General features: G+C 71.0%; 21 protein-coding genes. 12 read left to right on the top strand and 9 right to left on the bottom strand.

Going from position 1 to position 22,525, the window contains the following annotated elements; translation table 11 throughout:
* Positions 1 to 524: Y-family DNA polymerase (locus VFR90_RS16840; RefSeq protein WP_524538616.1), on the bottom strand; the 524-nt coding region annotated here is incomplete at its 3' end.
* Entirely contained in the window at positions 475 to 1,416 is a 942-nt protein-coding gene (gene imuA / locus VFR90_RS16835) for a translesion DNA synthesis-associated protein ImuA (protein ID WP_326407321.1), read from the bottom strand. The genes VFR90_RS16840 and imuA, both read right to left, overlap by 50 nt.
* A 198-nt stretch (positions 1,417 to 1,614) precedes the next feature.
* Here imuA and VFR90_RS16830 point away from each other — a divergent pair, with 198 nt between their 5' ends.
* A complete protein-coding gene (locus VFR90_RS16830; protein WP_326407320.1) occupies positions 1,615 to 1,980 on the top strand; it encodes a putative quinol monooxygenase in 366 nt (121 codons plus the stop codon).
* Between the two features lie 60 nt (positions 1,981 to 2,040).
* Here the strand turns inward: VFR90_RS16830 and VFR90_RS16825 are convergent, their stop codons facing one another.
* The 3 genes from VFR90_RS16825 to VFR90_RS16815 all read right to left on the bottom strand — a co-directional run bounded on the left by VFR90_RS16825 (position 2,041) and on the right by VFR90_RS16815 (position 4,809).
* Positions 2,041 to 3,732: a PhoH family protein gene (locus tag VFR90_RS16825; protein WP_326407319.1), complete on the bottom strand. Its 1,692-nt coding sequence runs from the start codon at positions 3,730 to 3,732 to the stop codon at positions 2,041 to 2,043.
* Positions 3,733 to 3,855: 123 nt separating this feature from the next.
* Positions 3,856 to 4,332 (bottom strand): peroxiredoxin, encoded by a 477-nt coding sequence (locus VFR90_RS16820; protein ID WP_326407318.1) that lies wholly within the window; start codon positions 4,330 to 4,332, stop codon positions 3,856 to 3,858.
* Between the two features lie 87 nt (positions 4,333 to 4,419).
* Positions 4,420 to 4,809 (bottom strand): Mth938-like domain-containing protein, encoded by a 390-nt coding sequence (locus VFR90_RS16815; RefSeq protein WP_326407317.1) that lies wholly within the window; start codon positions 4,807 to 4,809, stop codon positions 4,420 to 4,422.
* Between the two features lie 138 nt (positions 4,810 to 4,947).
* On the opposite strand from VFR90_RS16815, the gene VFR90_RS16810 reads away from it, so the two are divergent.
* From VFR90_RS16810 to clpB, 10 genes are all read left to right on the top strand, one after another.
* Positions 4,948 to 6,183, top strand: coding sequence for a pyridoxal phosphate-dependent aminotransferase (locus VFR90_RS16810; protein ID WP_326407316.1), 1,236 nt, complete (start codon positions 4,948 to 4,950; stop codon positions 6,181 to 6,183).
* Entirely contained in the window at positions 6,180 to 7,508 is a 1,329-nt protein-coding gene (locus VFR90_RS16805) for a homoserine dehydrogenase (RefSeq protein WP_326407315.1), read from the top strand. Before VFR90_RS16810 ends, VFR90_RS16805 begins: the two co-directional genes overlap by 4 nt.
* A gap of 87 nt (positions 7,509 to 7,595) precedes the next feature.
* On the top strand, positions 7,596 to 9,053 hold the full coding sequence (thrC, locus tag VFR90_RS16800; RefSeq protein WP_326407314.1) for a threonine synthase: 1,458 nt from the start codon (positions 7,596 to 7,598) through the stop codon (positions 9,051 to 9,053).
* Between the two features lie 38 nt (positions 9,054 to 9,091).
* Positions 9,092 to 9,724, top strand: a complete 633-nt coding sequence (mobB, locus tag VFR90_RS16795) for a molybdopterin-guanine dinucleotide biosynthesis protein B (RefSeq protein WP_326407313.1) — start codon at positions 9,092 to 9,094, stop codon at positions 9,722 to 9,724.
* Positions 9,666 to 10,901 (top strand): molybdopterin molybdotransferase MoeA, encoded by a 1,236-nt coding sequence (locus tag VFR90_RS16790; RefSeq protein WP_326407312.1) that lies wholly within the window; start codon positions 9,666 to 9,668, stop codon positions 10,899 to 10,901. Before mobB ends, VFR90_RS16790 begins: the two co-directional genes overlap by 59 nt.
* 2 nt (positions 10,902 to 10,903) lie before the next feature.
* On the top strand, positions 10,904 to 11,152 hold the full coding sequence (locus tag VFR90_RS16785; RefSeq protein ID WP_326407311.1) for a MoaD/ThiS family protein: 249 nt from the start codon (positions 10,904 to 10,906) through the stop codon (positions 11,150 to 11,152).
* Positions 11,153 to 11,300: 148 nt separating this feature from the next.
* Positions 11,301 to 13,721: a serine/threonine protein kinase gene (locus VFR90_RS16780; RefSeq protein ID WP_326407310.1), complete on the top strand. Its 2,421-nt coding sequence runs from the start codon at positions 11,301 to 11,303 to the stop codon at positions 13,719 to 13,721.
* Positions 13,722 to 13,762: 41 nt separating this feature from the next.
* The gene (locus tag VFR90_RS16775) at positions 13,763 to 14,239 is read left to right on the top strand and encodes a molybdenum cofactor biosynthesis protein MoaE (RefSeq protein WP_326407309.1); all 477 of its coding nucleotides are present in this window, start codon (positions 13,763 to 13,765) and stop codon (positions 14,237 to 14,239) included.
* Complete coding sequence (gene crcB / locus VFR90_RS16770) at positions 14,232 to 14,630, top strand: fluoride efflux transporter CrcB (RefSeq protein WP_326407308.1); 399 nt, start codon at positions 14,232 to 14,234, stop codon at positions 14,628 to 14,630. Before VFR90_RS16775 ends, crcB begins: the two co-directional genes overlap by 8 nt.
* A gap of 70 nt (positions 14,631 to 14,700) precedes the next feature.
* Entirely contained in the window at positions 14,701 to 17,301 is a 2,601-nt protein-coding gene (gene clpB, locus VFR90_RS16765) for an ATP-dependent chaperone ClpB (RefSeq protein ID WP_326407307.1), read from the top strand.
* 49 nt (positions 17,302 to 17,350) lie between these two features.
* On the opposite strand, the gene VFR90_RS16760 is transcribed toward clpB, so the two are convergent.
* Both VFR90_RS16760 and hemH read right to left on the bottom strand, forming a co-directional pair.
* Complete coding sequence (locus tag VFR90_RS16760) at positions 17,351 to 18,910, bottom strand: hypothetical protein (RefSeq protein ID WP_326407306.1); 1,560 nt, start codon at positions 18,908 to 18,910, stop codon at positions 17,351 to 17,353.
* A gap of 172 nt (positions 18,911 to 19,082) precedes the next feature.
* Positions 19,083 to 20,174 carry a ferrochelatase gene (hemH, locus tag VFR90_RS16755; protein WP_326407305.1) on the bottom strand — a complete coding sequence of 364 codons (1,092 nt, stop codon included), beginning with the start codon at positions 20,172 to 20,174 and terminating at the stop codon, positions 19,083 to 19,085.
* Between the two features lie 56 nt (positions 20,175 to 20,230).
* Between hemH and VFR90_RS16750 the strand changes: the two genes are divergently transcribed.
* Positions 20,231 to 20,932, top strand: coding sequence for an HAD family hydrolase (locus tag VFR90_RS16750; protein WP_326407304.1), 702 nt, complete (start codon positions 20,231 to 20,233; stop codon positions 20,930 to 20,932).
* A gap of 9 nt (positions 20,933 to 20,941) precedes the next feature.
* Here the strand turns inward: VFR90_RS16750 and VFR90_RS16745 are convergent, their stop codons facing one another.
* Together VFR90_RS16745 and VFR90_RS16740 are read right to left on the bottom strand one after the other, a co-directional pair.
* Positions 20,942 to 21,883 carry an adenylate/guanylate cyclase domain-containing protein gene (locus VFR90_RS16745; protein ID WP_326407303.1) on the bottom strand — a complete coding sequence of 314 codons (942 nt, stop codon included), beginning with the start codon at positions 21,881 to 21,883 and terminating at the stop codon, positions 20,942 to 20,944.
* A 138-nt stretch (positions 21,884 to 22,021) separates the two neighbouring features.
* Positions 22,022 to 22,525, bottom strand: a 504-nt coding sequence (locus tag VFR90_RS16740; protein WP_326407302.1) for a sigma-70 family RNA polymerase sigma factor, incomplete at its 5' end; no start/stop codon positions are given.

Here is a 22,525-nt window from a genome sequence, read left to right as displayed (position 1 = left end):
AGCGGCAGCGCATCGAGCCGGCGGGCGTCGCGCGAGCGGGCCGGCGACCCCTGCGCCGCCGGGGCCGCCGTCGCACCGTGGCTCGCCAGCAGCCAGGCCGCGTTCGCGGTGCGCCCGGTCGCCAGCCGCGCCCGCGCGCCGCATTGCCGCACGACGGCCTCGATGCGCCGTCGCAGGCGGCGCAGCCCGCCGAACAGCCGCAACGATGCCGCCACCTCGATCAGCACGCCGCCGGCTTGCGGGCACAACTGCGGCGTGAACTGCCCGAGCGCCAGGGCCAGCGCCTGCACGAAGGCCCGTTCGCGATCGGGATCGCGGGGGCGCAGCTGCAACTGCGGCGCGAGCGATTGCGCGGTCGCGGCGCTCTGCCCGAGCCGCAGGCCCAGCATGGCGGCGGCACGGTTGATCGCGATCAGCTTGCGGTCGTCCACCACCGCGAGCGCGGGCCGCGGCGGCTGCCCGGGCAGCGCGCGCTCAAGCGCCTGCAGCGGCAGGTGCGGCAGGTACAGCGCGATCCACAGCATCGCGAGGACTCCGAAGCGACACCGACGAGGCGGTGCCGGTGGCGGCCGCGCCGTCGCACCGCGCCTCGCGACCAGGCGCAGGCGCCGTGGTCGTCGATGCGGTGGACGTCGCCATCACCGCGCTCGGCGCGGCGACCTCTGGGCGTCGCGCGGCGCGCCGCACCGAGGCCGGCCAGGGCAGCGCCAGTTCCAGCGGCGCAGCCATCGGCGGCCCGCGGCGCTTGAACACTTCGACGGCCAAACGGCGGTTTTCGAGCGGGGTGCAGGCGAGCCGCAGCGGTGCCGGGCTGCTCAGGTTGCGCGCCGCGGGCTCGCGCAACGCGAAGCAGGGCGTCGCGCCCGCCTGCGCGGCCAGATGCAGCCGCCGCCAGGTGGGCAGCGCCACCGGCGGTGCCGGCGAACCGAGCGACTGGCTCCACCACAGCACCGCGGCGCTGCTGCCCGCGCGCAGCGCCTGCTCGGCGGCCCATGCCGCATCGGCGGCCGAAGCGGGCGCCACGAAGACCAGCCGGGCGGCCTCCAGCCCGAGGGCGGCCATCGCCGGGGCCGTCGGGCTGGCGGGCGACGCGATCCAGACCAGCTCGCGCGGCCCGAGCCGCCGCTGCGCCAGCGTGCCGAGCCAGGGCGCGAGAAGCGCCAGCTCGCCGCCGGCCGCCGGAATCAGCAACTCGGTCAGCCCGGCCTGCGGCCAGCCGCCGCCGGGCAGCTCGGCGTCCAGGGCCGGCCAGCCGCTGGACTCGGTCGCCACGACGCTGCGGGCCAGTTGCCCGGCCTGCCACACCGGCACGTCCAGCCGCGCCGCCACCTGGCTCAGCGCGAGCGCCGACGAAGCCAGCCGGCCGGCACGACGGTGGGGGTCGGGCGCGGAATCGGTTTCGGAAAGCGAGACCATGACTGCAACGGTTCGTCGGGCGGGCAATCACTGTATATAAATACAGCTTCAGCGTCACCGTCGATCTGTACCGGGCCGAGGTGTTTCCGGCGGTCTTGCCCGCCAGGAGCCGATCAACCGCCGAGGGTTGGCCCGTACTGGCCTGCCGCACCGGCCGGTGCAAGCTGCAGTGCCTCATCCCTCCAGCGAGCAACGACCATGAGCACACCCGACACCTGCTGCAGCCTCGTGCCGTACTTCAAGGTCCATGCCGGCAAGCTGGCCGAGTTCAAGGCGCTCGGCCCGCGTTTCGTCGAAGCGACCAGGAACGAGCCGAAGTGCCTCTACTACGGCTTCAGCTACGACGGCGACACGGCTCACTGCCGCGAGGGCTACGACGATGCGGCCGGTGTGCTCGCGCACCTGGAGAACGTCGGCTCGATCCTCGCGGAGGCGCTGAAGATCGCCGACGTGGCCCGGCTCGAAGTGCACGGCCCCGCTGCCGAAATCGACAAGCTGCGCGAGCCGCTGAAGGGCTTGAACCCGCAGTTCTTCGTGCTCGAGACCCACGCCTTCCGGCGCTGAAGACGGGGCTGCGAGTCAGCTTGACGCCGTCGGCTCGCCGGCCGGCGAGCCGACGTGCGGCTAGAGCACCTCGCTCGCGTAATCGGCCAGCCGCGAGCGTTCGCCGCGCGCCAGCATCACGTGGCCCGAATGCGGCCAGCCCTTGAAGCGATCGACGGCGAAGGTCAGGCCCGACGAACCCTCGGTCAGATAAGGCGTGTCGATCTGCGCGAGGTTGCCGAGGCAAACGATCTTGGTGCCCGGACCGGCGCGCGTGATCAGGGTCTTCATCTGCTTGGGCGTGAGGTTCTGCGCCTCGTCGATCAGCACGAACTTGTTGAGGAAGGTGCGGCCGCGCATGAAGTTCAGGCTCTTGATCTTGATCTTCGAGCGCACGAGGTCGTTGGTCGCGGCGCGGCCCCATTCGCCGGCGCCGGAGTCGTTCTTGGCGAGCACTTCGAGGTTGTCGTCGAGCGCGCCCATCCACGGGCCCATCTTTTCCTCTTCGGTGCCGGGCAGGAAGCCGATGTCTTCGCCGACCGGCACGGTCACCCGCGTGACGATGATCTCGCTGTAGCGGCGGTCGTCCATCACCTGGTTCAGGCCGGCGGCCAGGGTCATCAGCGTCTTGCCGGTGCCTGCGGTGCCGGTCAGGGTGATGAAGTCGCAGTCCGGGTCCATCAGCAGGTTCAATGCGAAGTTCTGCTCGCGGTTGCGGGCGGTCACGCCCCAGACGCTGTTCTTCGCGTGCGAGTAGTCCTTCAGCGTCTTGAGCACCGCGGTCTTGCCGGTGATCTCGGTGACCTTCGCGTACAGCGGCGCGGCGCCCGGTGTCTCGAGGTAGACGAACTGGTTGACCATCAGGGCCGGCACCAGGGGCCCGGCGATCCGGTAGAAGGTGTGGCCGCCTTGCTGCCAGCTCTCCATCGTCTTGCCGTGGCGCTCCCAGAAATCGGGCGGCAGCGGCAGCACGCCGGTGTAGAGCAGGTCGCCGTCGTCGAGCGTCTTGTCGTTGAAGTAGTCCTCGGCCGGCAGGCCGAGCGCGCGCGCCTTGACGCGCATGTTGATGTCCTTCGACACCAGCACCACGTCGCGCTCGGGATGCTTCTCGCGCAGCGCCTTCACCACGCCGAGGATCTGGTTGTCGGCCTTGCCCTGCGGCAGGCCGGCGGGCAGCTCGACGTCGAGCAGCAGGGTCTGGAAGAACAGCTTGCCGCCGGCTTCCTTGTGGCCGGTCTTGGCGAGCGGAATGCCGTCCTCGGCCTGGAGTTGCTTGGCGTCGGGGCCGCCGGCGAGCGCGTCGAGCTCGCGGCTCACTTGCCGCACGTTGCGCGAGACCTCGCTCAGGCCCTTCTTGTGGCCGTCGAGTTCTTCGAGCGTGATCATCGGCAGGTAGACGTCGTGCTCCTCGAAGCGGAACAGCGAGGTCGGGTCGTGCATCAGCACGTTGGTGTCGAGCACGAAGAGCTTCGGCGGGCCGGCGTGGCGCGGCCGGCGCGCGCGTGGTTCGGCGCCGGCGCGCGGCGCGGCGCGGCTCGCGGTCTTGGTCGGCATGCCGTTGGAGCGCGCGACAACCGGCATCTCGGCAGCGGCCTCGGCCTTGGCGGCCGGCAGTTGCGGGTGCGGTTCGAGCAGTTCGAGCCGGCCGCTGCCCGCATCGTCCGGGACGGTGGCAGCGCCCGGACGGATGGCGGGCTTCGGCGCGGCCTGGGCATCGAAGTCGGAGGCGGCCAGCAGGGAGGCTTTCTTCGCAGGGGGCTTGGGCAGGGGCATAGAAGTCCTGGTCAGGCAAACAAAAAGCCGCACAGTCGCCTGTGCGGCTTCATCGGGGCAGGCGGCGTGCGCGGCGTCATGCAGCCGAACGCACCACCGCGAAACGCAGCTCCGGCATCCGGCTCAGGCCGCCTTCTTCAGCGACTTCACCGCCTTGAGCACTTCATCGACGTGGCCGGCCACCTTGATGCCGCGCCACTCGGCGATCAGCACGCCTTCCGGGTCGATCAGGAAGGTGCTGCGCTCGATGCCTTTGACCTTCTTGCCGTACATGATCTTGTTCTTGACCACGCCGAACATGTGGCAGAGCTTTTCTTCGGTGTCGGCGATCAGCTCGAAGGGCAGTTCGAGGTTCTGCTTGAACTTCTCGTGGCTGGCCATGTTGTCGCGCGACACGCCGAACACCACCGCGCCGGCCTTGGTGAAGTTCTTGTGCTGGTCGCGGAACTGCATCGCCTCGGTGGTGCAGCCGGGGGTGTTGTCCTTCGGATAGAAGTACATGACCACGGCCTGGCCGAGGTAGGCCTGAGGGGTGAAGAGCACGCCGCCGGTGGCCTGCGCTTCAAATTCCGGGAGGGCTTTGTTGAGAGCGGGCGTCATGTCGATGCGGCTTGAGCAGCCCTTGCGGGCAACGGCCGTGATTATAGGAGGCGGTGCTCGGCGATCCACCGTCGCAAGCCGCGCGTCTCAGCTCGACGCGGCCTCGATCAACAGCGCCGCGACGACCCTGCGCCCTTCGGCCGCCAGCAGGTTGTAGGTGCGGCAGGCGGCGCTCAGATCCATCGTCTCGAAACCGATGCGCCGGCGCATCAGCGCCACCGTCCATTCCGGCCGCGGGAAGCGCAGGCGGGGGCCGCTGCCGAACAGCACGATCTCGGGATCGTGCTCGACCAGCGGCTCGAACAGATCGGCCCGCAGCGCGTCGAAGGACGCGACCGGCCAGCCGCGCACCTCTCCCTGCCAGGGCAGCACGAGGCTTTCGCGCCAGACGCGTTCGCCGAGCTGCACGCCGTGGGCGTCGTAGCGGGCGATCAGGTTGAGCCCGGGGGCGTCGAGGGGGTCGGCTTGCAGCTTCATGCGCGGGTGGAGGCAAGGGGGTTCGCGGCGGTTCCGCCGTCGAGGAAGCGTGGGGGTGGCGTGGTGTAATTCTCGGCTCGCCGCGCGGCCGCTTTTCGTTGCGCAACGCGAGCATCGACGCCGCTTCCGGAGCCCTTCTTGCCCAAGCTCATCGCCAAGTCCAGCAAGCTCGCCAGCGTCTGCTATGACATCCGCGGCCCGGTGCTCGACAAGGCCCGCGCGATGGAAGAAGAGGGCCAGCGGATCATCAAGCTGAACATCGGCAACGTCGCCGCGTTCGGGCTGATGCCGCCCGACGAGATCGTCGAGGACATGATCCGCAACCTGCCTTCGCAGGTGGCCGCGGGCTACACCGACAGCAAGGGTCTGTTCGCGCCGCGCAAGGCGGTCGTGCACTACACGCAGGAGAAGCACATCGCAGGCGTCACAGTCGACGATGTCTACCTCGGCAACGGCGCCTCCGAGCTGATCGCGATGAGCATGAACGCGCTGCTCGACAGCGGCGACGAAGTGCTGATCCCCGCGCCCGACTACCCGCTGCACACCGCGGTGGTGTCGCTGTCGGGCGGCACGCCGGTGCACTACCGCTGCGACGAAGGCTCGGGCTGGCTGCCCGACCTCGACGATCTGCGCTCGAAGGTGACACCAAAGACCAAGGCGCTGGTCGTCATCAACCCGAACAACCCGACCGGCGCGCTCTACCCGGTCGATCTGCTGAAGGCGCTGGCGGAAGTCGCGCGCCAGCACGGCCTGATCGTCTTCGCCGACGAGATCTATGACAAGACGCTCTACGACGGCGCCGAGCACACGAGCATCGCCTCGCTGGCCGACGACGTGCTGTTCGTGACCTTCAACGGCCTCTCCAAGAACTACCGCGCCTGCGGCTACCGCGCCGGCTGGATGGTGGTGTCGGGCGACAAGCGCCATGCGCGCGACTACATCGAGGGCCTGAACATGCTGGCCTCGATGCGCCTGTGCGCGAACACGCCGGGGCAGCTCGCGATCCAGACGGCGCTGGGCGGCTACCAGAGCATCAAGGACCTCGTCGCGCCGGGCGGGCGGCTCGCGCGCCAGCGCGACATGGCCTACGAGATGCTGAACGCGATCCCGGGCGTCAGCGTCGTCAAGCCGAAGGCGGCGCTCTACATGTTCCCGCGGCTCGATCCGAAGGTCTACCCGATCGCCGACGACCAGGCCTTCGCCTACGAGTTGCTGGCCGAGGAGAAGGTGCTGATCGTGCAGGGCACCGGCTTCAACTGGCCGGCGACCGACCACTTCCGCGTCGTGTTCCTGCCGAACACCGACGACCTCGCCGATGCCTTCGGTCGCATCGCGCGCTTCCTCGACCACTACCGCAAGCGGCACACGGCATGAAGGCAATCAGGATCGGCCTGTTGGGCGCCGGCACGGTCGCCGGTGGCGTGGTCAAGGTGCTGGAGCGCAACCGCGCCGAGATCCAGCGCCGCGCGGGCCGCGGCATCGACGTGGCGGCGGTCGCGGCGCGCGATCTCGCCAAAGCGCGCCGCTCGCTGGGCGACGCCGTCGCGCTGACCGACGACTTCGATGCGCTCGTGCGCCGCGCCGACATCGACATCGTCGTCGAGCTGATCGGCGGCACCTCGCGCGCGCGCGAGCTGGTGCTCGCGGCCATCGCCGCCGGCAAGCCGGTCGTCACCGCGAACAAGGCGCTGCTCGCCATCCACGGCACGGAGATCTTCGCGGCCGCTCGCGAGCGCGGCGTCGCGGTGGGCTTCGAGGCCGCGGTGGCCGGCGGCATCCCGATCATCAAGACGCTGCGCGAGGGCCTCGCGGCGAACCACATCGGCTGGATCGCCGGGATCATCAACGGCACGACGAACTTCATCCTGTCGGAAATGCGCTCGAAAGGGCTCGACTTCGCCGCGGTGCTCGCCGAGGCCCAGCGCCTGGGCTATGCCGAGGCCGACCCGAGCTTCGACATCGAAGGCATCGACGCGGCACACAAGGCGACGATCATGAGCGCCATCGCCTTCGGCACGCCGGTGCAGTTCGAGCGGGCTCACGTCGAGGGCATCGCCGGCCTGCAGGCCGCGGACATCCGCTACGCCGAACAGCTCGGCTACCGCATCAAGCTGCTGGGCATCACGAAGCGGCGCGAAGACGCTCAGGGGGCGACGGTCGGCATCGAGCTGCGCGTGCATCCCACGCTGATCCCGGCGAAGCGGCTGATCGCGAACGTCGAAGGCGCGATGAACGCGGTGGTGGTGCACGGCGACGCGGTCGGCTCCACGCTGCACTACGGCAAGGGCGCCGGCGCCGAGCCGACCGGCTCCGCGGTCGTCGCCGACCTGATGGACGTCACGCGGCTGATCACCGCCGACCCCGACCACCGCGTGCCCGCGCTCGCGTTCCAGCCCCATGCGCTCGCCGCGACGCCGGTGCTCGCGATCGACGAGACCATCACCGCGTTCTACCTGAGGCTGCGCGTCGCCGACGAAGCCGGCGTGCTGGCCGACATCACGCGCATCCTCGCCGAGCACTCGATCTCGATCGACGCGGTGCTGCAGCGCGAGAGTGGCGAGGGCGAACGCCAGACCGACCTCGTCATCCTGACGCACGACACGCTGGAAGGCCGCATGCGGGCGGCCTTGGCGAAGATGCAGGCGCTCGGCAGCGTGCTTGCGCCGATCGTTCGCATCCGCAAGGAAGAGCTGGCCTGATATGCGCCCTCACGCTCGCAACCGCTTGGCCGCGCCGCCCCCCGGGTGCGCGCTCGGCTGCCTTGGAACGAGCCGGGGGAGGGCGCGATGAAGTACCTGAGCACGCGCGGCGAGCCGACGCTGCGAGGCTTCTCCGACATCCTCCTCGAAGGCCTCGCGCCCGACGGCGGCCTCTACCTGCCCGATCACTACCCGCAGATCGATGCCGCGACGCTGGCGCGCTGGCGCGGCCTGTCGTATGCCGATCTCGCCTTCGAGATCCTGTCGCTGTTCATCGACGACATCCCGGCCGAGGACCTGCGCGCGATCGTGCGCAAGACCTACACCCGCGAGGTGTTCGGCAGCGACGCGATCACGCCCCTGAAGCCGCTCGTGGATCGGGCCGGCGCCGCCAGCGGCGCCGGCGTCGCGCTGCTCGCGCTGTCCAATGGCCCGACGCTGGCGTTCAAGGACGTCGCGATGCAGCTGCTCGGCCACCTGTTCGAGTACGAACTGGCGCGCCGCGGCGAAGTGCTCAACATCCTCGGCGCGACCTCGGGCGACACCGGCAGTGCCGCCGAATACGCGATGCGCGGCAAGCGCGGCGTCGCGGTCTTCATGCTGAGCCCGCACGGCCGCATGAGCCCGTTCCAGCAGGCGCAGATGTTCAGCCTGGCCGACGCGAACATCCACAACCTCGCGATCGACGGCGTGTTCGACGACTGCCAGGACATCGTCAAGACGGTGTCCGGCGACCTCGACTTCAAGCGCGCGCACCGCATCGGCACCGTCAACTCGATCAACTGGGCTCGGCTGCTGGCGCAGGTCGTGTACTACTTCGCCGGCTGGTTCCAGGTGACGCGCGCCACGCGCTCGAGCGACCAGCCCGTGAGCTTCGCCGTCCCGTCGGGCAACTTCGGCAACGTCTGCGCCGGCCACGTCGCGCGGATGATGGGTCTGCCGATCGAGCAACTGGTCGTGGCGACCAACGAGAACGACGTGCTCGACGAGTTCTTCCGCACCGGCCGCTATCGCGTGCGCGGCGCGGCCGACACGCACGAGACCTCGAGCCCGTCGATGGACATCTCCAAGGCCAGCAACTTCGAGCGCTTCGTGTTCGATCTGCTCGGCCGCGACGGCGCGCGCACCGCCGCGCTGTTCGGCGCCGGCCTCGCGCGAGACGGCGGCTTCGAGCTGAAGCCGGCCGAGTTCGCCCGCGTGCGCGAGTTCGGTTTCGCCTCGGGCCGCAGCACGCACGCCGATCGCATCGCGACGATCCGCGCGACGCACGCGCATTACGGCGTGACGATCGATCCGCACACCGCCGACGGCCTGAAGGTCGCGCGCGAGCACCTCGACCCGGCCGTGCCGATGCTGGTGCTCGAGACCGCGCTGCCGATCAAGTTCGCAGCGACCATCCGCGAGGCGCTGGGCCGCGAGCCGGAGCGCCCGCCGGGCTTCGAGGGCATCGAAGCCCTGCCCAAGCGCGTGCTGCGCATGCCGGCCGACGCCGCAGGGGTCAAGCGCCACATCGCCGAGCATGCGGTCGGTGCGCCTGGACGCTGAGCGAGCGCTCGGCACGCGCCGATGAACGAGAGCTGCCGATGAAGGTGGTCGGCTTCTGCGGCTACTCGGGCTCGGGCAAGACGACGCTCGTCGAGCAGCTCGTCGCGCGGCTGCGCCTGGCGGGCCAGCGGGTGTCGGTCGTCAAGCATGCGCATCACAGCTTCGAGATCGACCAGCCCGGCAAGGACTCATACCGCCACCGTGCGGCCGGCGCCTTCGAGGTGGTGATCGCGTCGAACCGGCGGCTGGCGAAGATCCGCGAGTTCGAACTCGAGGCCGACCTGAACGTCCACCAGCTGATCGCCGAGTTGTCGCCGGCGGCCGACTGGGCGCTGATCGAGGGCTTCAAGCACGCGGATGTATTGAAGATCGAGGTCTGGCGCGCCACGACCGGCCAGCGCCTGCAATACCCGAACGATCCCTTCGTCGTCGCGATCGCGACCGACAGCCCCGCGGCGCTGCCGCAGCCCACGCAGCTGCCGGTGCTCGATCTCAACGACGCGGACGCGGTCACTGCCTGGCTGCTCGGCCAGGCCGATCGCCACGTCTACCGTTCGCCCTATCTCGCGGACAACGAGGCCGCCTATGCCGAACGCTGCGATCCGACCCCCGATGCTGAGCCTGGACGAGGCGCTCGCCCGCCTGCGCGCGGCAACGAGCCCGCTGGCTGAGACCGAAGCGGTCTCGACCTTCGATGCGCTCGGCCGCGTGCTGGCGCGAGCCGTGCGCTCGCGGCTCGACGTGCCGCCGCACGACAACAGCTCGATGGACGGTTATGCGATGCGTGCTGCGGACGTCCCATCGCGGGGCGGCGTGCTGCCGGTGTTGCAGCGGGTGGCGGCCGGGCAGGTGGGCGTGCGGCTCGAAGCCGGCTCGGCCGCGCGCATCTTCACCGGCGCGCCGATCCCCGAAGGCGCCGATGCGGTCGTGATGCAGGAGCACTGCGAGCCGACGACGATGCTCGACGGCCGGCCCGCGGTGCGCGTGAAGACGCCGCCCGAAGCCGGACAGTGGATCCGCCGGCGTGGCGAGGACGTGCGCGCCGACGCTGTCGTGCTCGAGGCCGGCACCCGGCTCACGCCGCAGGCGCTCGGGCTCGCGGCTTCGGTCGGCGCGGCGACGCTCGATGTCGTCCGGCGCCCGCGTGTCGCGCTGTTCTCCACCGGCGACGAACTGGTGATGCCCGGCGAGCCCTTGAAGCCCGGCGCGATCTACAACTCGAACCGCTACACGCTGCGTGCGCTGCTCCAGCAGGCCGGCTGCGAAGTGGGCGACCTGGGCATCGTGCCGGACCGGCTGGAGGCGACGCGCGAGGCGCTGCGCCGCGCGGCCCGCGGGCACGACCTGATCCTCACCTCCGGCGGCGTCTCGGTCGGCGAGGAAGACCACCTGCGCCCGGCGGTGCAGGCCGAAGGCGCGATCGACCTCTGGCAGATCGCGATCAAGCCCGGCAAGCCGCTCGCGTTCGGCCACGTGCGGCGTGGTGTCGACAACGAAGGCGGCCCGGCGAGCGCGCTGTTCATCGGCCTGCCGGGGAATCCGGTGTCGAGCTTCGTGACCTTCCTCGTCGCGGTGCGGCCGGTGCTGCAAGCCTTGCAGGGCATGCCGGCGACCGAGCCGGCGGCGCTCGCCCTGCCGGCGGGCTTCGACTGGAGCCGACCCGACGCGCGCCGCGAGTTCCTGCGGGCGCGCCGTGGCGCCGACGGCCTGCTCGAGTTGTTTCCGAACCAGAGTTCCGGTGTGCTGACCTCGGCGGTCTGGGCGGAAGGCCTGATCGACAACCCGCCCGGCCACGCCATCGCACGCGGCGATCTCGTGCGCTTCCTGCCGTTTTCCGACCGGCCCTGACGATGAAGCTGAACCTGCGCTATTTCGCATCGATCCGCGAGGCGCTCGGTCCCGGCGAGTCGATCGATTTCGACGGCGCCACCTTGGGCGCGCTGCGCGACGCGCTGATCGCCCGCGGCGGCTCGCATGCCGAGGCGCTGGGCCGGTCGCGCAACCTGCGCGCGGCGCTCAACCACGCGATGGCCGACGACGCGGCCGCACTGCAAGAGGGCGATGAAGTCGCGTTCTTTCCGCCGGTGACCGGCGGCTGACGGCCAGGCAAGCGCAAGCAGTCCGCATCGCGGCACGCCGTTTGCCGCTCGTTACCGCTGGTGCCGCCGTCTCCACCGCCGGTGCGAACTTGCCGGCTTGGCTTCGATCCATGCTCCGTTCCTCCTCCCGCGTCGCAGCCGCCACGCCATGAACGCTCCCGTGTCCATCCATCCGCCGCTCGATGCCCTCGAGCCCCGCGAAGCGCCCGCGCTGCCCGCGTCGGTCAAGCCGCGCGCGCCGCGCCGCGCCGTCGCCGACAGCGCCGCCCCCGGCAGCGCGGTCGGCAGCTTCGTGCTCGGCGAGGTCGTCGAGCATGACGATTTCCGGCTGTGCTATCGCGCGCGCGCCACGGCGTCCGAGTCCGACGTGCTGATCGACGAGTACTGGCCCAAGGCGCTGGTGCAGCGCGGCGCCGACGGCGAGGCCACGCTGCGCGAGGCCAACTTCGCGGAGCTCTACGACGCCGGCCTGCGCGCATTCATCGCCGAGTCGGAAGCGCTCGCCCAGATCGAGCATCGCGCGCTGGTGCGCATCGGGCCGATGTGGCCGCTGCGCTCGACCGCCTACCGGCTGCGGGTCGATGCCGCCACGCACCGCCTCTCGCATCACCTCGAAGGCCGGCCGCGCCCGATCGACGAGCAATGGCTGCGCGCGCTCGCCGAGCCGCTGCTGGGCGCGCTGGACGCGGTGCACCGGGCCGGGCGCATCCACGGCAACGTGCGCCCCGGCGCCATTGCCTTGCGCGGGGACGCGAAGGACGGCGAGCCGCTGCTGCTGGACTGCGACGCCGCCCGCAACGCGATCGCGAGCCTCGCGCCGTGGCGCGCCGTGTCGCCGGAGCCCGGCTACGCGGCGCCCGAGCTGGCGCTGTACGGCGTCGAGGCGACGCCGGCGGCCGATCTCTTTTCGCTCGCCGCGGTGCTGTGGTTCGCCAGCACGGGCGAGCTGCCCGAGGCCACGTCCACCGGCCACGGCGGGTCGCTGTCGCGCTGGGAAGGCGTGCTGCAGCGCCACCCTTCGCTGCGCTACAGCGCCGGCTGGATGGCCGCGCTCGAACGTGCGCTGGCCTTCGACCCTTCGGTGCGGCCGCAGGACGCCGAGGCCTTCCGGCGCCTGCTCGCCACCGCGCCGGCGGCGCCGTCGGTGCTCGAAGCGGTGCGGCAGGCGCCGGCGATGCCGGCGGCGCGCATCGAGCCGCCGCCGATGCAGGACGAGGCAGCGTGGTCGCTGCCGATGCCGTCCGCGGCGTCGGACCCGGCGCAAGAGCCCTGGCCGACGAGCCGTGCCGCCTCGGGCGCGATCGAGCCCGGCTGGCCGCTGCTTGCGCCGCACGCGGCCGAACAGGCCGCTCGAACTGGACAGGCCGAACAGGCCGCTCGCCCTGGACAAGCCGAACAGGCCACTCGACCTGGACAAACCGAACAGGCCACTCGCCCGGATCAAGCCGAAAAGGCAGGCCGCCTCGGACAAGCCGAGCAGGCCGCCCGACCTTCTCGCGCCGGGCGGATAGCGCGGTCTTCCCAGGTCGAGCGGGCCGCCGCGCGACTTGCACGTGCCGATTCCGCGGCACGGATGTCGCGGCCTGCGAGGGCCGAGCCGGCCGCATGGCCGTCGCAGGCCGAGCCGGCTGCGCGGTTCTCGCATGCGGAGCCGGCCATGCGGTCTTCGCGCCCCGTGCCGCTCGATCCACCGCCGATGCGCGCGGCCGATCCGGACAGCGAGCCGCCGTGGCAGCTGCCGTCGTTCGCCGTCGGCGATGCGCAGCGGGTCGAGCCCGAACCCTGGCCGGTGAGCCGCCGGGCCAGCGTCCACGGCCCCTTCTACGACGGCCCGGCCGAAGGCTCCCGCGCCGGTGATATCCCGTGGGGGCGCCGCGCGCCGACGCCGAAGCCGAAGCGGCACTGGCCCTGGGCCGTCGGCGGCGGGCTGGTCGGTGGCATGGCGATGCTCGTCTTCGGGCTCGCCAACGAACGCAGCCTCGATGCGCTGCCGTTCGCCCAGTGGTTCGGTCAGACGCCGCCCGCGGTCGCCGGCAGCGTCGGGCTGCTCCCGCCCGCGAACCCGGGCATCGCCGCGATGCAGGCGCCGCCCGCGGCCGGTCCGCCCGGCCCGCAAGGCGCGGCTGCCGGGGCGGCGACCCCCGTCGGCCAGGCGGCCAGCCCCTATCCGCTGCCCCCGGCCGGTGCCGGGCCGGAGGCGGCGCCGCCGCTGACCGGTGGCGAGTCCGGCAAGGCGGTGCTGCCGACGTCGGCGCGCGCCGACGCCGCCCAGCGTGCGGGGGCCGCCGGCAGCCAGGCACCGCGCGCCGAAGTGGCGGTCGGCGGTGACGCCACGCGCGCCGGCGTGATCGTCGGCAACGATGCCCCGCGTTCCCGCGTCGACGATTCCGACGCCGCCCGGGCCCTCGAAGCGCGCCGCGAAGCGGCCAGCGGCTCGCTCGATCCGGCGGCTGTCTGTGCGCCGCGCAGCAACTTCGCGCTCTACTGGTGCATGAAGACGCAGTGCGACCGCACCGTCAACTACACGCACCCGCAGTGCGTCGCGCTGCGCCGCGAAGACCAGCGCTGAGCGGCTCGGGCGGCGGGTCGCCGCGGGCAGAATCGGCCGCGATGAAGCCGCAACGCGTCAGCATCCAGACCGAGGACTTCGATCTCGCCGAAGAGGTCGCCCGGCTGCGCGACGGCGACGGCGGCGTCGGCGCCGTCGCCAGCTTCATCGGTACCGTGCGCGAGCGCGGCGACGGCGCAGCGGTCAGCCGCATGGAGCTCGAGCACTACCCGGGCATGACCGAGCGCTCGATCGAGACCATGATCGATGCGGCCCTGCAGCGCTTCGACATCCGCGCCGCGCGCGTCGTGCATCGGGTGGGCGTGCTCGAAGTCGGCGCGCAGATCGTGCTGGTGGCGGTCAGCTCGGCGCACCGCGGCCAGGCCTTCGAGGCCTGCGAGTTCCTGATGGACTACCTGAAGACGCAGGCGCCTTTCTGGAAGAAGGAAACCACGCCTGAAGGCGCGCGCTGGGTCGACGCGCGCGTTGCCGACGACGCGGCGCTCGAGCGCTGGGGCATCGCGGCGACGAATGCCTAGCGCGACGCTGGCCCAGGCCGCCTGCGTCGCGCTGGGTGCGGCACTGGGCGCCTTGCTCCGGTGGGGCCTGGGCTTGTGGCTGAACCCGCTGTGGACGAGCGGCTTCCCGCTCGGCACGCTGGCCGTCAACACGGCCGGCGGTTTTCTGGTCGGCGCGAGCACGGCCTGGCTCGCGCAGCATCCGAGCCCGCTGCTGCACCTGCTGCTGGTGACCGGCTTCCTCGGCGGGCTCACCACCTTCTCGGCGTTCTCGATCGAGTCGCTCGAGCTGCTGCATCGCGGCCAGATCGCGACCGCGCTGCTGCACAGCGCCATGCATCTGCTCGGCGCGCTGGCCTGCGCGGCACTCGGCTTCGCGCTCGGCCATGGGCTGATCGGCCCGCGCGGCTGACGACCGCCCGGCGGGCTTGAACCTGCGGGCCATGGCCCGATCTGCGATGGAGTCCCGACAGGAAGCCGCCATGCGCATCGACAAGCTCACCACCAAGTTCCAGGAGGCCTTGGCCGACGCCCAGAGCCTCGCCGTCGCCCGCGACAACCCGACCATCGAGCCGGCGCATCTGCTCGCCGCGATGCTCGCGCAGCCCGACGGACCGAAAGCGCTGCTCGATCGCGCCGGCGCGAACACCGCTGCCTTGAAGACCGCGATGGAGACGATGCTCGCGGGGCTGTCGAGCGTGCAGGGCGGCAACGCCGTGCAGCCGGGCCGCGATCTCGTCACGCTGTTGCAGGCGAGCGAGAAGGAGGCGGGCAAGCGAGGCGACCAATTCATCGCGAGCGAGATGTTCCTGCTCGCGCTCGCCGATGCGAAGACCGACCTCGGCGGCATCGTGCGCGGCCACGGCCTCACGCGCAAGGCGCTCGAGGTCGCGATCGACGCGGTGCGGGGAGGATCGGGCCAGAAGGTGGACTCGGCCGAAGCCGAAGGCCAGCGGGAGGCGCTCAAGAAGTACACGCTCGACCTGACCGAGCGGGCGCGCCAGGGCAAGCTCGATCCGGTCATCGGCCGTGACGACGAGATCCGCCGCGCGATCCAGGTGCTGCAACGCCGCAGCAAGAACAACCCGGTGCTGATCGGCGAGCCCGGCGTCGGCAAGACGGCGATCGTCGAAGGCCTCGCGCAGCGCATCGTCGCGGGCGAGGTGCCCGAGTCGCTGAAGAACAAGCGCGTGCTGGTGCTCGACATGGCGCTGCTGCTCGCCGGCGCCAAGTACCGCGGCGAGTTCGAGGAGCGGCTCAAGGCCGTGCTGAAGGAAGTCGCCGCCGACGAGGGCCAGACGATCGTCTTCATCGACGAGATCCACACCATGGTCGGCGCGGGCAAGGCCGAAGGCGCGATCGATGCCGGCAACCTGCTCAAGCCCGCGCTCGCGCGCGGCGAACTGCACTGCATCGGCGCGACCACGCTCGACGAATACCGCAAGTACGTCGAGAAGGACGCCGCGCTCGAACGGCGCTTCCAGAAGGTGCTGGTCGGCGAGCCGACGGTCGAGGCGACCATCGCGATCCTGCGCGGCCTGCAGGAGAAGTACGAGGTCCACCACGGGGTCGAGATCACCGACCCGGCGATCGTCGCCGCGGCCGAGCTGAGCCACCGCTACATCACCGACCGCTTCCTGCCCGACAAGGCGATCGACCTCATCGACGAGGCCGCGGCCAAGATCAAGATCGAGATCGACTCCAAGCCCGAGGCGATGGACCGCCTCGACCGCCGGCTGATCCAGCTCAAGATCGAGCGCGAGGCGGTCAAGAAGGAGAAGGACGAGGCGTCGATCAAGCGGCTCGGCCTGATCGAGGAAGAGATCGCGAAGCTCGAACGCGAGGCCGCCGACCTCGACGAACTGTGGAAGGCCGAGAAGGCCACCGCGCAGGGCTCGGCGCAGCTCAAGGAGGACATCGACCGCGCGCGCACGCAGATCGAGGAGCTCAAGCGCAAGGGCAACTTCGACAAGGTCGCCGAGCTCCAGTACGGCAAGCTGCCGGAGCTGGAGCGCAAGCTCAAGGACGCGCAGGCCAAGGAAGCCAAGGGCGGCAGCGACGGCAAGCCGCAGCTGCTGCGAACGATGGTCGGCGCCGAGGAGATCGCCGAGGTCGTCGCGCGCGCCACCGGCATCCCGGTCGCCAAGCTGATGCAGGGCGAGCGGCAGAAGCTCTTGCAGATGGAGGACAAGCTGCACGAGCGCGTGGTCGGCCAGGACGAGGCGATCCGCGCGGTGGCCGACGCGATCCGCCGTTCGCGCGCGGGGCTTTCCGATCCGAACCGGCCGACCGGCAGCTTCCTCTTCCTCGGCCCGACCGGCGTCGGCAAGACCGAGCTGTGCAAGGCACTCGCTGGCTTCCTTTTCGACAGCGAGGAGCAGCTCATCCGCATCGACATGAGCGAGTTCATGGAGAAGCACTCGGTCGCGCGGCTGATCGGCGCGCCGCCGGGCTACGTCGGCTACGACGAGGGCGGCTATCTCACCGAGGCCGTGCGGCGCAAGCCCTACAGCGTGCTGCTGCTCGACGAGGTCGAGAAGGCGCACCCGGACGTGTTCAACGTGCTGCTGCAGGTGCTCGACGACGGCCGGCTCACCGACGGCCAGGGCCGCACCGTGGATTTCAAGAACACGGTGATCGTGATGACGAGCAACCTCGGCTCGCACCTGATCATGCAGATGACGGGCCAGCCGGCCGAGGACGTCCGTGACGCGGTCTGGGCCGAGCTGAAGCAGCACTTCCGCCCGGAGTTCCTGAACCGCATTGACGAGACGGTGGTGTTCCATGCACTCGACGCGCAGCACATCGAATCGATCGCGCGCATCCAGCTGAAGGCGCTTGAGGCGCGGCTGGCGAAGCTCGACATCCGGCTCGAGGTATCGGCGACGGCGCTGGCCGAGCTGGCGAAGGTCGGCTTCGATCCGGTCTTCGGCGCGCGGCCCTTGAAGCGCGCGATCCAGCAGCGCATCGAGAACCCGCTGTCGAAGCTGTTGCTGCAGGGGAAGTTCGCGCCGAAGGACGTGGTGCCGGTGGACGTCGACCCGATCCGCGCGCCCGGCGAGTTCCGGTTCGAGAAGGACTGACGGCACCCGGTGCGGCTTCGCCGCTCCCTCGGCGACCGCCCGTCGCTCTTCAGCGCCTGGACGGGGGCGCGTCGGTCGACGGCGTGATCCGCGCCGCGACGATCAGCGCCTCGTCGAGCCGGCGCAGCTGCATCTGCACCAGCGCCAGCGTGACGTGCGGTTTGTCGAGCACGATGTGCACCGCCATGCCCGGATGCGCCGGCAGCGGGCGCAGCAGCAGGTGGTGCTGGCCGAGCGTGATCGAGGTTTCGGGCACCGCCGCGCCGAGGCCCAGGCCGCGGCTGGCGCTCATCATCGAGACGAACATCGAGCTGCCGTGGCGCGCGAGTTCCTCGGGCCCCGGCCGCGCGCCGGCATGGCCGACCGGGCGGCCGCTCATCAGGTCGAAGGCGCAGACGCTGACCACGCCGGCAATCTGGCTCACGTCGGACAGGTAGCGCTCGAGCGGCTCGTCGTTCAACGGGCCGCGTACGCCGACGACCGGCATCGGCGTCGGTGGCAGCGGGATGGCCGAGGTGCCCGCGCCGCTGCCCGGCTGGGCCGCCGGCGGCAGCGGCCGCGACTCGGCGGCACCGGGGAACATCGTCGCCGCGCCGACGCCCGGTGTCGCGTGACCGCCGGGCTGCGAGCTCCAACCCGAAGGCTGGGTCGTGTAGCCGCCGGACTGCGCCGCCAAGCCCGCCGGCTGCGAATGGAAGGCGCCCGAGCCTGAGGACGACACCGCGGTGGCCGGCCCGGCCGGGGCCAGCGCATCGGCGCGCTGTGCCATCAGGCGGCCGTGCGAGGAATCGAGCGCGGCGGCGGCGCGCACCGCGGCCGGCCCGCCGAGCAGCGGCAGCGATTCGAGCGCGCGGCCCGGCTTGCCGAAGCGCTGCAGCGCGTTCCATGCGCTGCACAGCTGCGACCAGACCTCGGCCGGCTTCGTCACCTGCGGCATCAGCGAGACGTCGATCACCGTCGCGGCCCGGAAGCGCGCCAGCTCGGGCGGCAGCGCGGCGCTCGCGACCAGCGGCATGAACAGCATCCGGCGGCACAGCCAGCCCGGCTGCAACGAGGCTTCGCGCCACGGCAGCAGCGCGGCCTGCAGCCCGTGCGCCGGCAGGTCGCCGACCATCGCGATGCCCAGCCGGCTGCGACCGAGCAGCACGCGCGCCACCGCCTGCCGCGTGCGCGTGTCGCCGTCGACTTCGGTGCTGTAGAGCCGCACGCCCTGGCCGTTCGCGGCGGGGCAGTCGACGAACTGGATCGTCGCGAGCACCGTGCCGGCGCCGTTGCGCCGGATCACCAGCTTCTGCATCGAGCGCTGGCCGGCCGCGGCCACGCCTGCGAGGAACTTGTGCGATGCACTGACGCCGAGGTCGTGGACGGCGATGAACTCGGGCTGCAGGTGATCGAACTGCTGCACCAAAGCGTCGGCCGGCTCGCAGGCGACGAACAGCTCGCGCGTGCCGTCGCCGACGGCGCGGCCGATGTCCTGGGCGTCGGAGTCGCCGCGGCCATCGGGGAGGTCGAGCCGCGGCGAATATTGGGTCTGCACACGCGTCGATTGCCAGCCCTGTTCGGACTCCGGCTGGCGCGTCGTGTAGGGCGGCTCGGACGAGAAACTCATCGACGAAGGGTGACTGCTGTCGGGATGCGGGGGGTGGGACATGGCGCAGGCCGGGCGACGGCGGCGACGAGTCCGGGGCAGTTTAGCGGTCGGTCTTTCGCGCAGGCGGCGGCGCGCACTGACGACCTTGGGGGTTGTCCTCGGCTCGACAGCCGATGACGGCGCAGCCCGGCTAAACCGCCGCGCCCAGCTGTCGCGCGCGCTCGGCCTGCGCCTGCCGCTCGGTCAACGGGGTGGGCGCGATCGGCCAGCCCTGCATCTGGGCGAGCGCGAGGCGCGCCAGCGCGTCGATCCACGCGGGCGTGTCGTTAAGGCATTCGATGTAGCGAAAGTCCTCGCCGCCGGCCTGCAGGAAGGCATGGCGCGCCTCCTGTGCGATCTCTTCCAGCGTCTCGAGGCAATCGGCCACGAAGCCGGGGCAGGCGACGTCGACGCGCCTGATGCCGGCGCGCGCCAGCTCGATCAGCGTCGGCTCCGTGTAGGGCTCGAGCCACTTCGCCTTGCCGAAGCGGCTCTGGAAGGTGACCAGCATCTCGCCGGCGCCGATGCCCAGCCGCTCGCCGAGCAGGCGCGCGGTCTTGTGGCATTCGCAGTGGTAAGGGTCGCCGAGCTGCAGCGTGCGTTCGGGCACGCCGTGGAAGCTGAGCACCAGCCGCTCGGGCCGACCGTGCAATTGCCAATGCGCTTCGATGCGCGCGGCGAGCGCCTCGATGTAGCCGGGATCGTCGGGGTAGCGGTTGACGAAGCGCAATTCGGGAAGCCGGCGCACCTTCGAGGCCCAGGCGTACACGGCGTCGAAGGCGCTCGCGGTGGTCGCCGCGGCGTACTGGGGGTAAAGCGGCAGGACGAGGATGCGGCGCGCGCCTTCGGCCTTCAGTGCATCGAGCTGGCTCGCGACCGAAGGGTTGCCGTAGCGCATCGCGTGGCGCACGAGAACGGGCTGGCCGAGCGCGCCGAAGCGTTCGCCCAGGCTTGCGGCCTGCTTCGCCGTCCACACCGCGAGCGGCGAGCCTTCGGGCTGCCAGATGCTCGCGTACTTCGCGGCCGAGCGGCGCGGGCGCACGTTGAGGATCACGCCATGCAGGATCGGCAGCCACAGCGCGCGCGGGATCTCGACGACGCGCGGGTCGCCGAGGAACTCGGCGAGGTAGCGGCGCAGCGCGGGCGCGGTCGGCGCGTCGGGCGTGCCCAGGTTGATCAGCAGGACCGCTGTGCGGTCCGGGTCGCCATGGCGGTACGGCGGTTCGGCGGCGTGGGAGGGCATCGGCGCGGATTGTCCGCGAGCCGCGGGCGCAGGCGCCTTGCCGGCACACTGCGCCGATGCCCTTGAAGCCTGAGCGACTGCGCGCGATCACCATCGACCTCGACGACACGTTGTGGCCCATCGGCCCAGTGATCCAGCGGGCCGAAGCGGCGCTGCAGGCCTGGCTCGCCGAGCATGCGCCGGCCGTCGCATTGCACTTCGACCGCAAGGGGATGCTGGCGCTGCGCGCGCAGGTCGAGCGCGACCTGCAGCACGTTGCGCACGACCTGACCGCGTGGCGCAAGGAAACGCTGCGTCGCGCCTTGCAGCACGCCGGCTGCGACGCGGCGCTGGCCGAGCCGGCCTTCGACGTCTTCTTCGCCGAGCGCAACCGCGTCGAGTTCTATGCCGATGCGCTGCCGGCGCTCGACCGGCTCGCCGCGCGCTGGCCCTTGATCGCGCTCAGCAACGGCAACGCCGATCCGGCACGCATCGACAACCTGGCCGGGCGGCTCTCGGCGTGGATCAGCGCGCGTGAGGTCGGCGTCGGCAAGCCGGACCGCCGCATCTTCGATGCGGCGCGTGTGCAAGCGCGCTGTGAGCCGCAGCAGGTGCTGCACGTCGGTGACGACTTCGCGCTCGATGTGATCGGAGCACATCACGCCGGCATGGCCACCGCGTGGGTGCGGCGAGCCGACGGGCCCGTCGCTTCGGCGGGCGTCGAGCCCGACTGGCGAGGCCAGGATCTGCTGTCGCTGTGCGAGGCGCTGCGCGTCTGAGCGGGGGCTTCAGCTCGTCGCGCGCGGCACCGTGTCGGCGAAGCTCATCACGTCGAAGTGAACGGTGGGCGCGGTCGGGTCGGTGGGTGCGGCGCCGAGGCAGATGACGCCGCTGCCGTGCAAGGTGCAGCTGCCGCGCCGCAGCGCGATCACTTCGGAGCGCCCGCTGAAGCGCACGTAGGTGCCGTTGTACGAAAGGTCGCTGACTTGGAAGGTGCCTCCGTGCCAGTCGACGCGCGCATGCGAACGCGAGACGCGCGTGTCGTCGATGCAGTAGGTCGCCTGCGGGCTGCGGCCGAGCACGATCGGCAGGTCGATGCCGGCGAAGACGCGGTTGATGTCGGTCCAGACGAGGCGGATGCCGTCGAGCTCGGGCGTCGGGATCGAGCCTTCGAAGCGCGTGGCCACGGTTTCGCCGAAGCGCCGGGCGTCGAGCCGGTAGACCTGCACCGGCTCCTGCCGGCCACGCAGCTGCAGCTTCGACAGCGACCGGAAGCGGCCGCGGTGATCGACCTCCAGGCCGTCGACGACCTGCTGGGTGCACAGCGTCTCGTTGTCGCCCGCGCGGTCGAGCAGCCGGGCGGCGACGTTCACCGCATCGCCGAAGCAATCGCGATTGAGTTCGACGACTTCGCCGAGCGCGATGCCGACCTGCAGCTTGAGCGTAGGCCGGCGCACGCCTTCGGCGCCGGTGCCGGCCACAGCGCGGCCGAGCGAATCGTGCATCTCGTCGGCGGTGTCGATCGCGCCTTGCGGGTGTTCGTAGACGGCCATCAGCCCGTCGCCGAGCGTCTTCACGACCTGCCCGCCGCAGCCGTGGACGATCTGGGTCATCAAGCCCACGCTCTGCGCGACGACCGCCGCCGCATCCGCATTGCCCATCGTCTCGAAGAGGCCGGTGCTGCCTCGGAGGTCGGCGAACAAGACGGTGCGCTGGAGCAGGCTGGTCATCGAGGAAGCGAGGAACTTGTCACGAAATTCTACCGAGCGCTCCTCCGCGGGATATCCCTAGCGAGGCGCCTCGCGGTTCCGTCGCGCGAACGAAAAAGCCCGGCGCGCGCGCCGGGCTCGTCGACGGGCCGAGCTCGATCAGAGATTGTCGAGGTAGGTGCGCAGCTTGTCGGAGCGGCTCGGGTGCTTGAGCTTGCGGATCGCCTTCGCCTCGATCTGGCGGATGCGCTCGCGCGTCACGTCGAACTGCTTGCCGACTTCCTCGAGCGTATGGTCCGTGCTCATCTCGATGCCGAAGCGCATGCGCAGCACCTTCGCTTCGCGTGGGGTCAGCGAGTCGAGGATGTCCTTGACCACGTCGCGCAGGCCGGCCTGCATCGCCGCTTCGATCGGCGCGGTGTTGTTGGTGTCCTCGATGAAGTCGCCGAGGTGGGAGTCGTCGTCGTCGCCGATCGGCGTTTCCATGGAGATCGGCTCCTTCGCGATCTTCATGATCTTGCGGATCTTGTCCTCGGGCATCTCCATCTTCTCGGCCAGCGTCGGTGCGTCCGGCTCGAAGCCGAACTCCTGCAAGTGCTGGCGCGAGAGGCGGTTCATCTTGTTGATCGTCTCGATCATGTGCACCGGAATGCGGATGGTGCG

The sequence above is a fragment of the Methylibium sp. genome, assembly GCF_035762065.1.
Classification (GTDB): Bacteria; Pseudomonadota; Gammaproteobacteria; order Burkholderiales; family Burkholderiaceae_C; genus Methylibium.
Note: the sequence above shows the minus strand (reverse complement) of the source record. Positions and strands in the feature narration are given on the sequence as shown.

What these genes read in the sequence shown, in the direction of transcription:
- VFR90_RS16830 (WP_326407320.1), top strand. Translation starts at nt 1,615, where the DNA reads ATGAGCACACCCGACACCTGCTGCAGCCTCGTGCCGTACTTCAAGGTC.
- VFR90_RS16750 (WP_326407304.1), top strand. Translation starts at nt 20,231, where the DNA reads ATGCCCTTGAAGCCTGAGCGACTGCGCGCGATCACCATCGACCTCGAC.
- mobB (WP_326407313.1), top strand. Translation starts at nt 9,092, where the DNA reads ATGAAGGTGGTCGGCTTCTGCGGCTACTCGGGCTCGGGCAAGACGACG.
- clpB (WP_326407307.1), top strand. Translation starts at nt 14,701, where the DNA reads ATGCGCATCGACAAGCTCACCACCAAGTTCCAGGAGGCCTTGGCCGAC.
- VFR90_RS16815 (WP_326407317.1), bottom strand. Translation starts at nt 4,809, where the DNA reads ATGAAGCTGCAAGCCGACCCCCTCGACGCCCCCGGGCTCAACCTGATC.
- VFR90_RS16780 (WP_326407310.1), top strand. Translation starts at nt 11,301, where the DNA reads ATGAACGCTCCCGTGTCCATCCATCCGCCGCTCGATGCCCTCGAGCCC.
- VFR90_RS16820 (WP_326407318.1), bottom strand. Translation starts at nt 4,332, where the DNA reads ATGACGCCCGCTCTCAACAAAGCCCTCCCGGAATTTGAAGCGCAGGCC.
- VFR90_RS16775 (WP_326407309.1), top strand. Translation starts at nt 13,763, where the DNA reads ATGAAGCCGCAACGCGTCAGCATCCAGACCGAGGACTTCGATCTCGCC.
- VFR90_RS16785 (WP_326407311.1), top strand. Translation starts at nt 10,904, where the DNA reads ATGAAGCTGAACCTGCGCTATTTCGCATCGATCCGCGAGGCGCTCGGT.
- VFR90_RS16760 (WP_326407306.1), bottom strand. Translation starts at nt 18,910, where the DNA reads ATGAGTTTCTCGTCCGAGCCGCCCTACACGACGCGCCAGCCGGAGTCC.
- crcB (WP_326407308.1), top strand. Translation starts at nt 14,232, where the DNA reads ATGCCTAGCGCGACGCTGGCCCAGGCCGCCTGCGTCGCGCTGGGTGCG.
- hemH (WP_326407305.1), bottom strand. Translation starts at nt 20,174, where the DNA reads ATGCCCTCCCACGCCGCCGAACCGCCGTACCGCCATGGCGACCCGGAC.
- thrC (WP_326407314.1), top strand. Translation starts at nt 7,596, where the DNA reads ATGAAGTACCTGAGCACGCGCGGCGAGCCGACGCTGCGAGGCTTCTCC.
- VFR90_RS16825 (WP_326407319.1), bottom strand. Translation starts at nt 3,732, where the DNA reads ATGCCCCTGCCCAAGCCCCCTGCGAAGAAAGCCTCCCTGCTGGCCGCC.
- VFR90_RS16805 (WP_326407315.1), top strand. Translation starts at nt 6,180, where the DNA reads ATGAAGGCAATCAGGATCGGCCTGTTGGGCGCCGGCACGGTCGCCGGT.
- VFR90_RS16745 (WP_326407303.1), bottom strand. Translation starts at nt 21,883, where the DNA reads ATGACCAGCCTGCTCCAGCGCACCGTCTTGTTCGCCGACCTCCGAGGC.
- imuA (WP_326407321.1), bottom strand. Translation starts at nt 1,416, where the DNA reads ATGGTCTCGCTTTCCGAAACCGATTCCGCGCCCGACCCCCACCGTCGT.
- VFR90_RS16790 (WP_326407312.1), top strand. Translation starts at nt 9,666, where the DNA reads ATGCTGAGCCTGGACGAGGCGCTCGCCCGCCTGCGCGCGGCAACGAGC.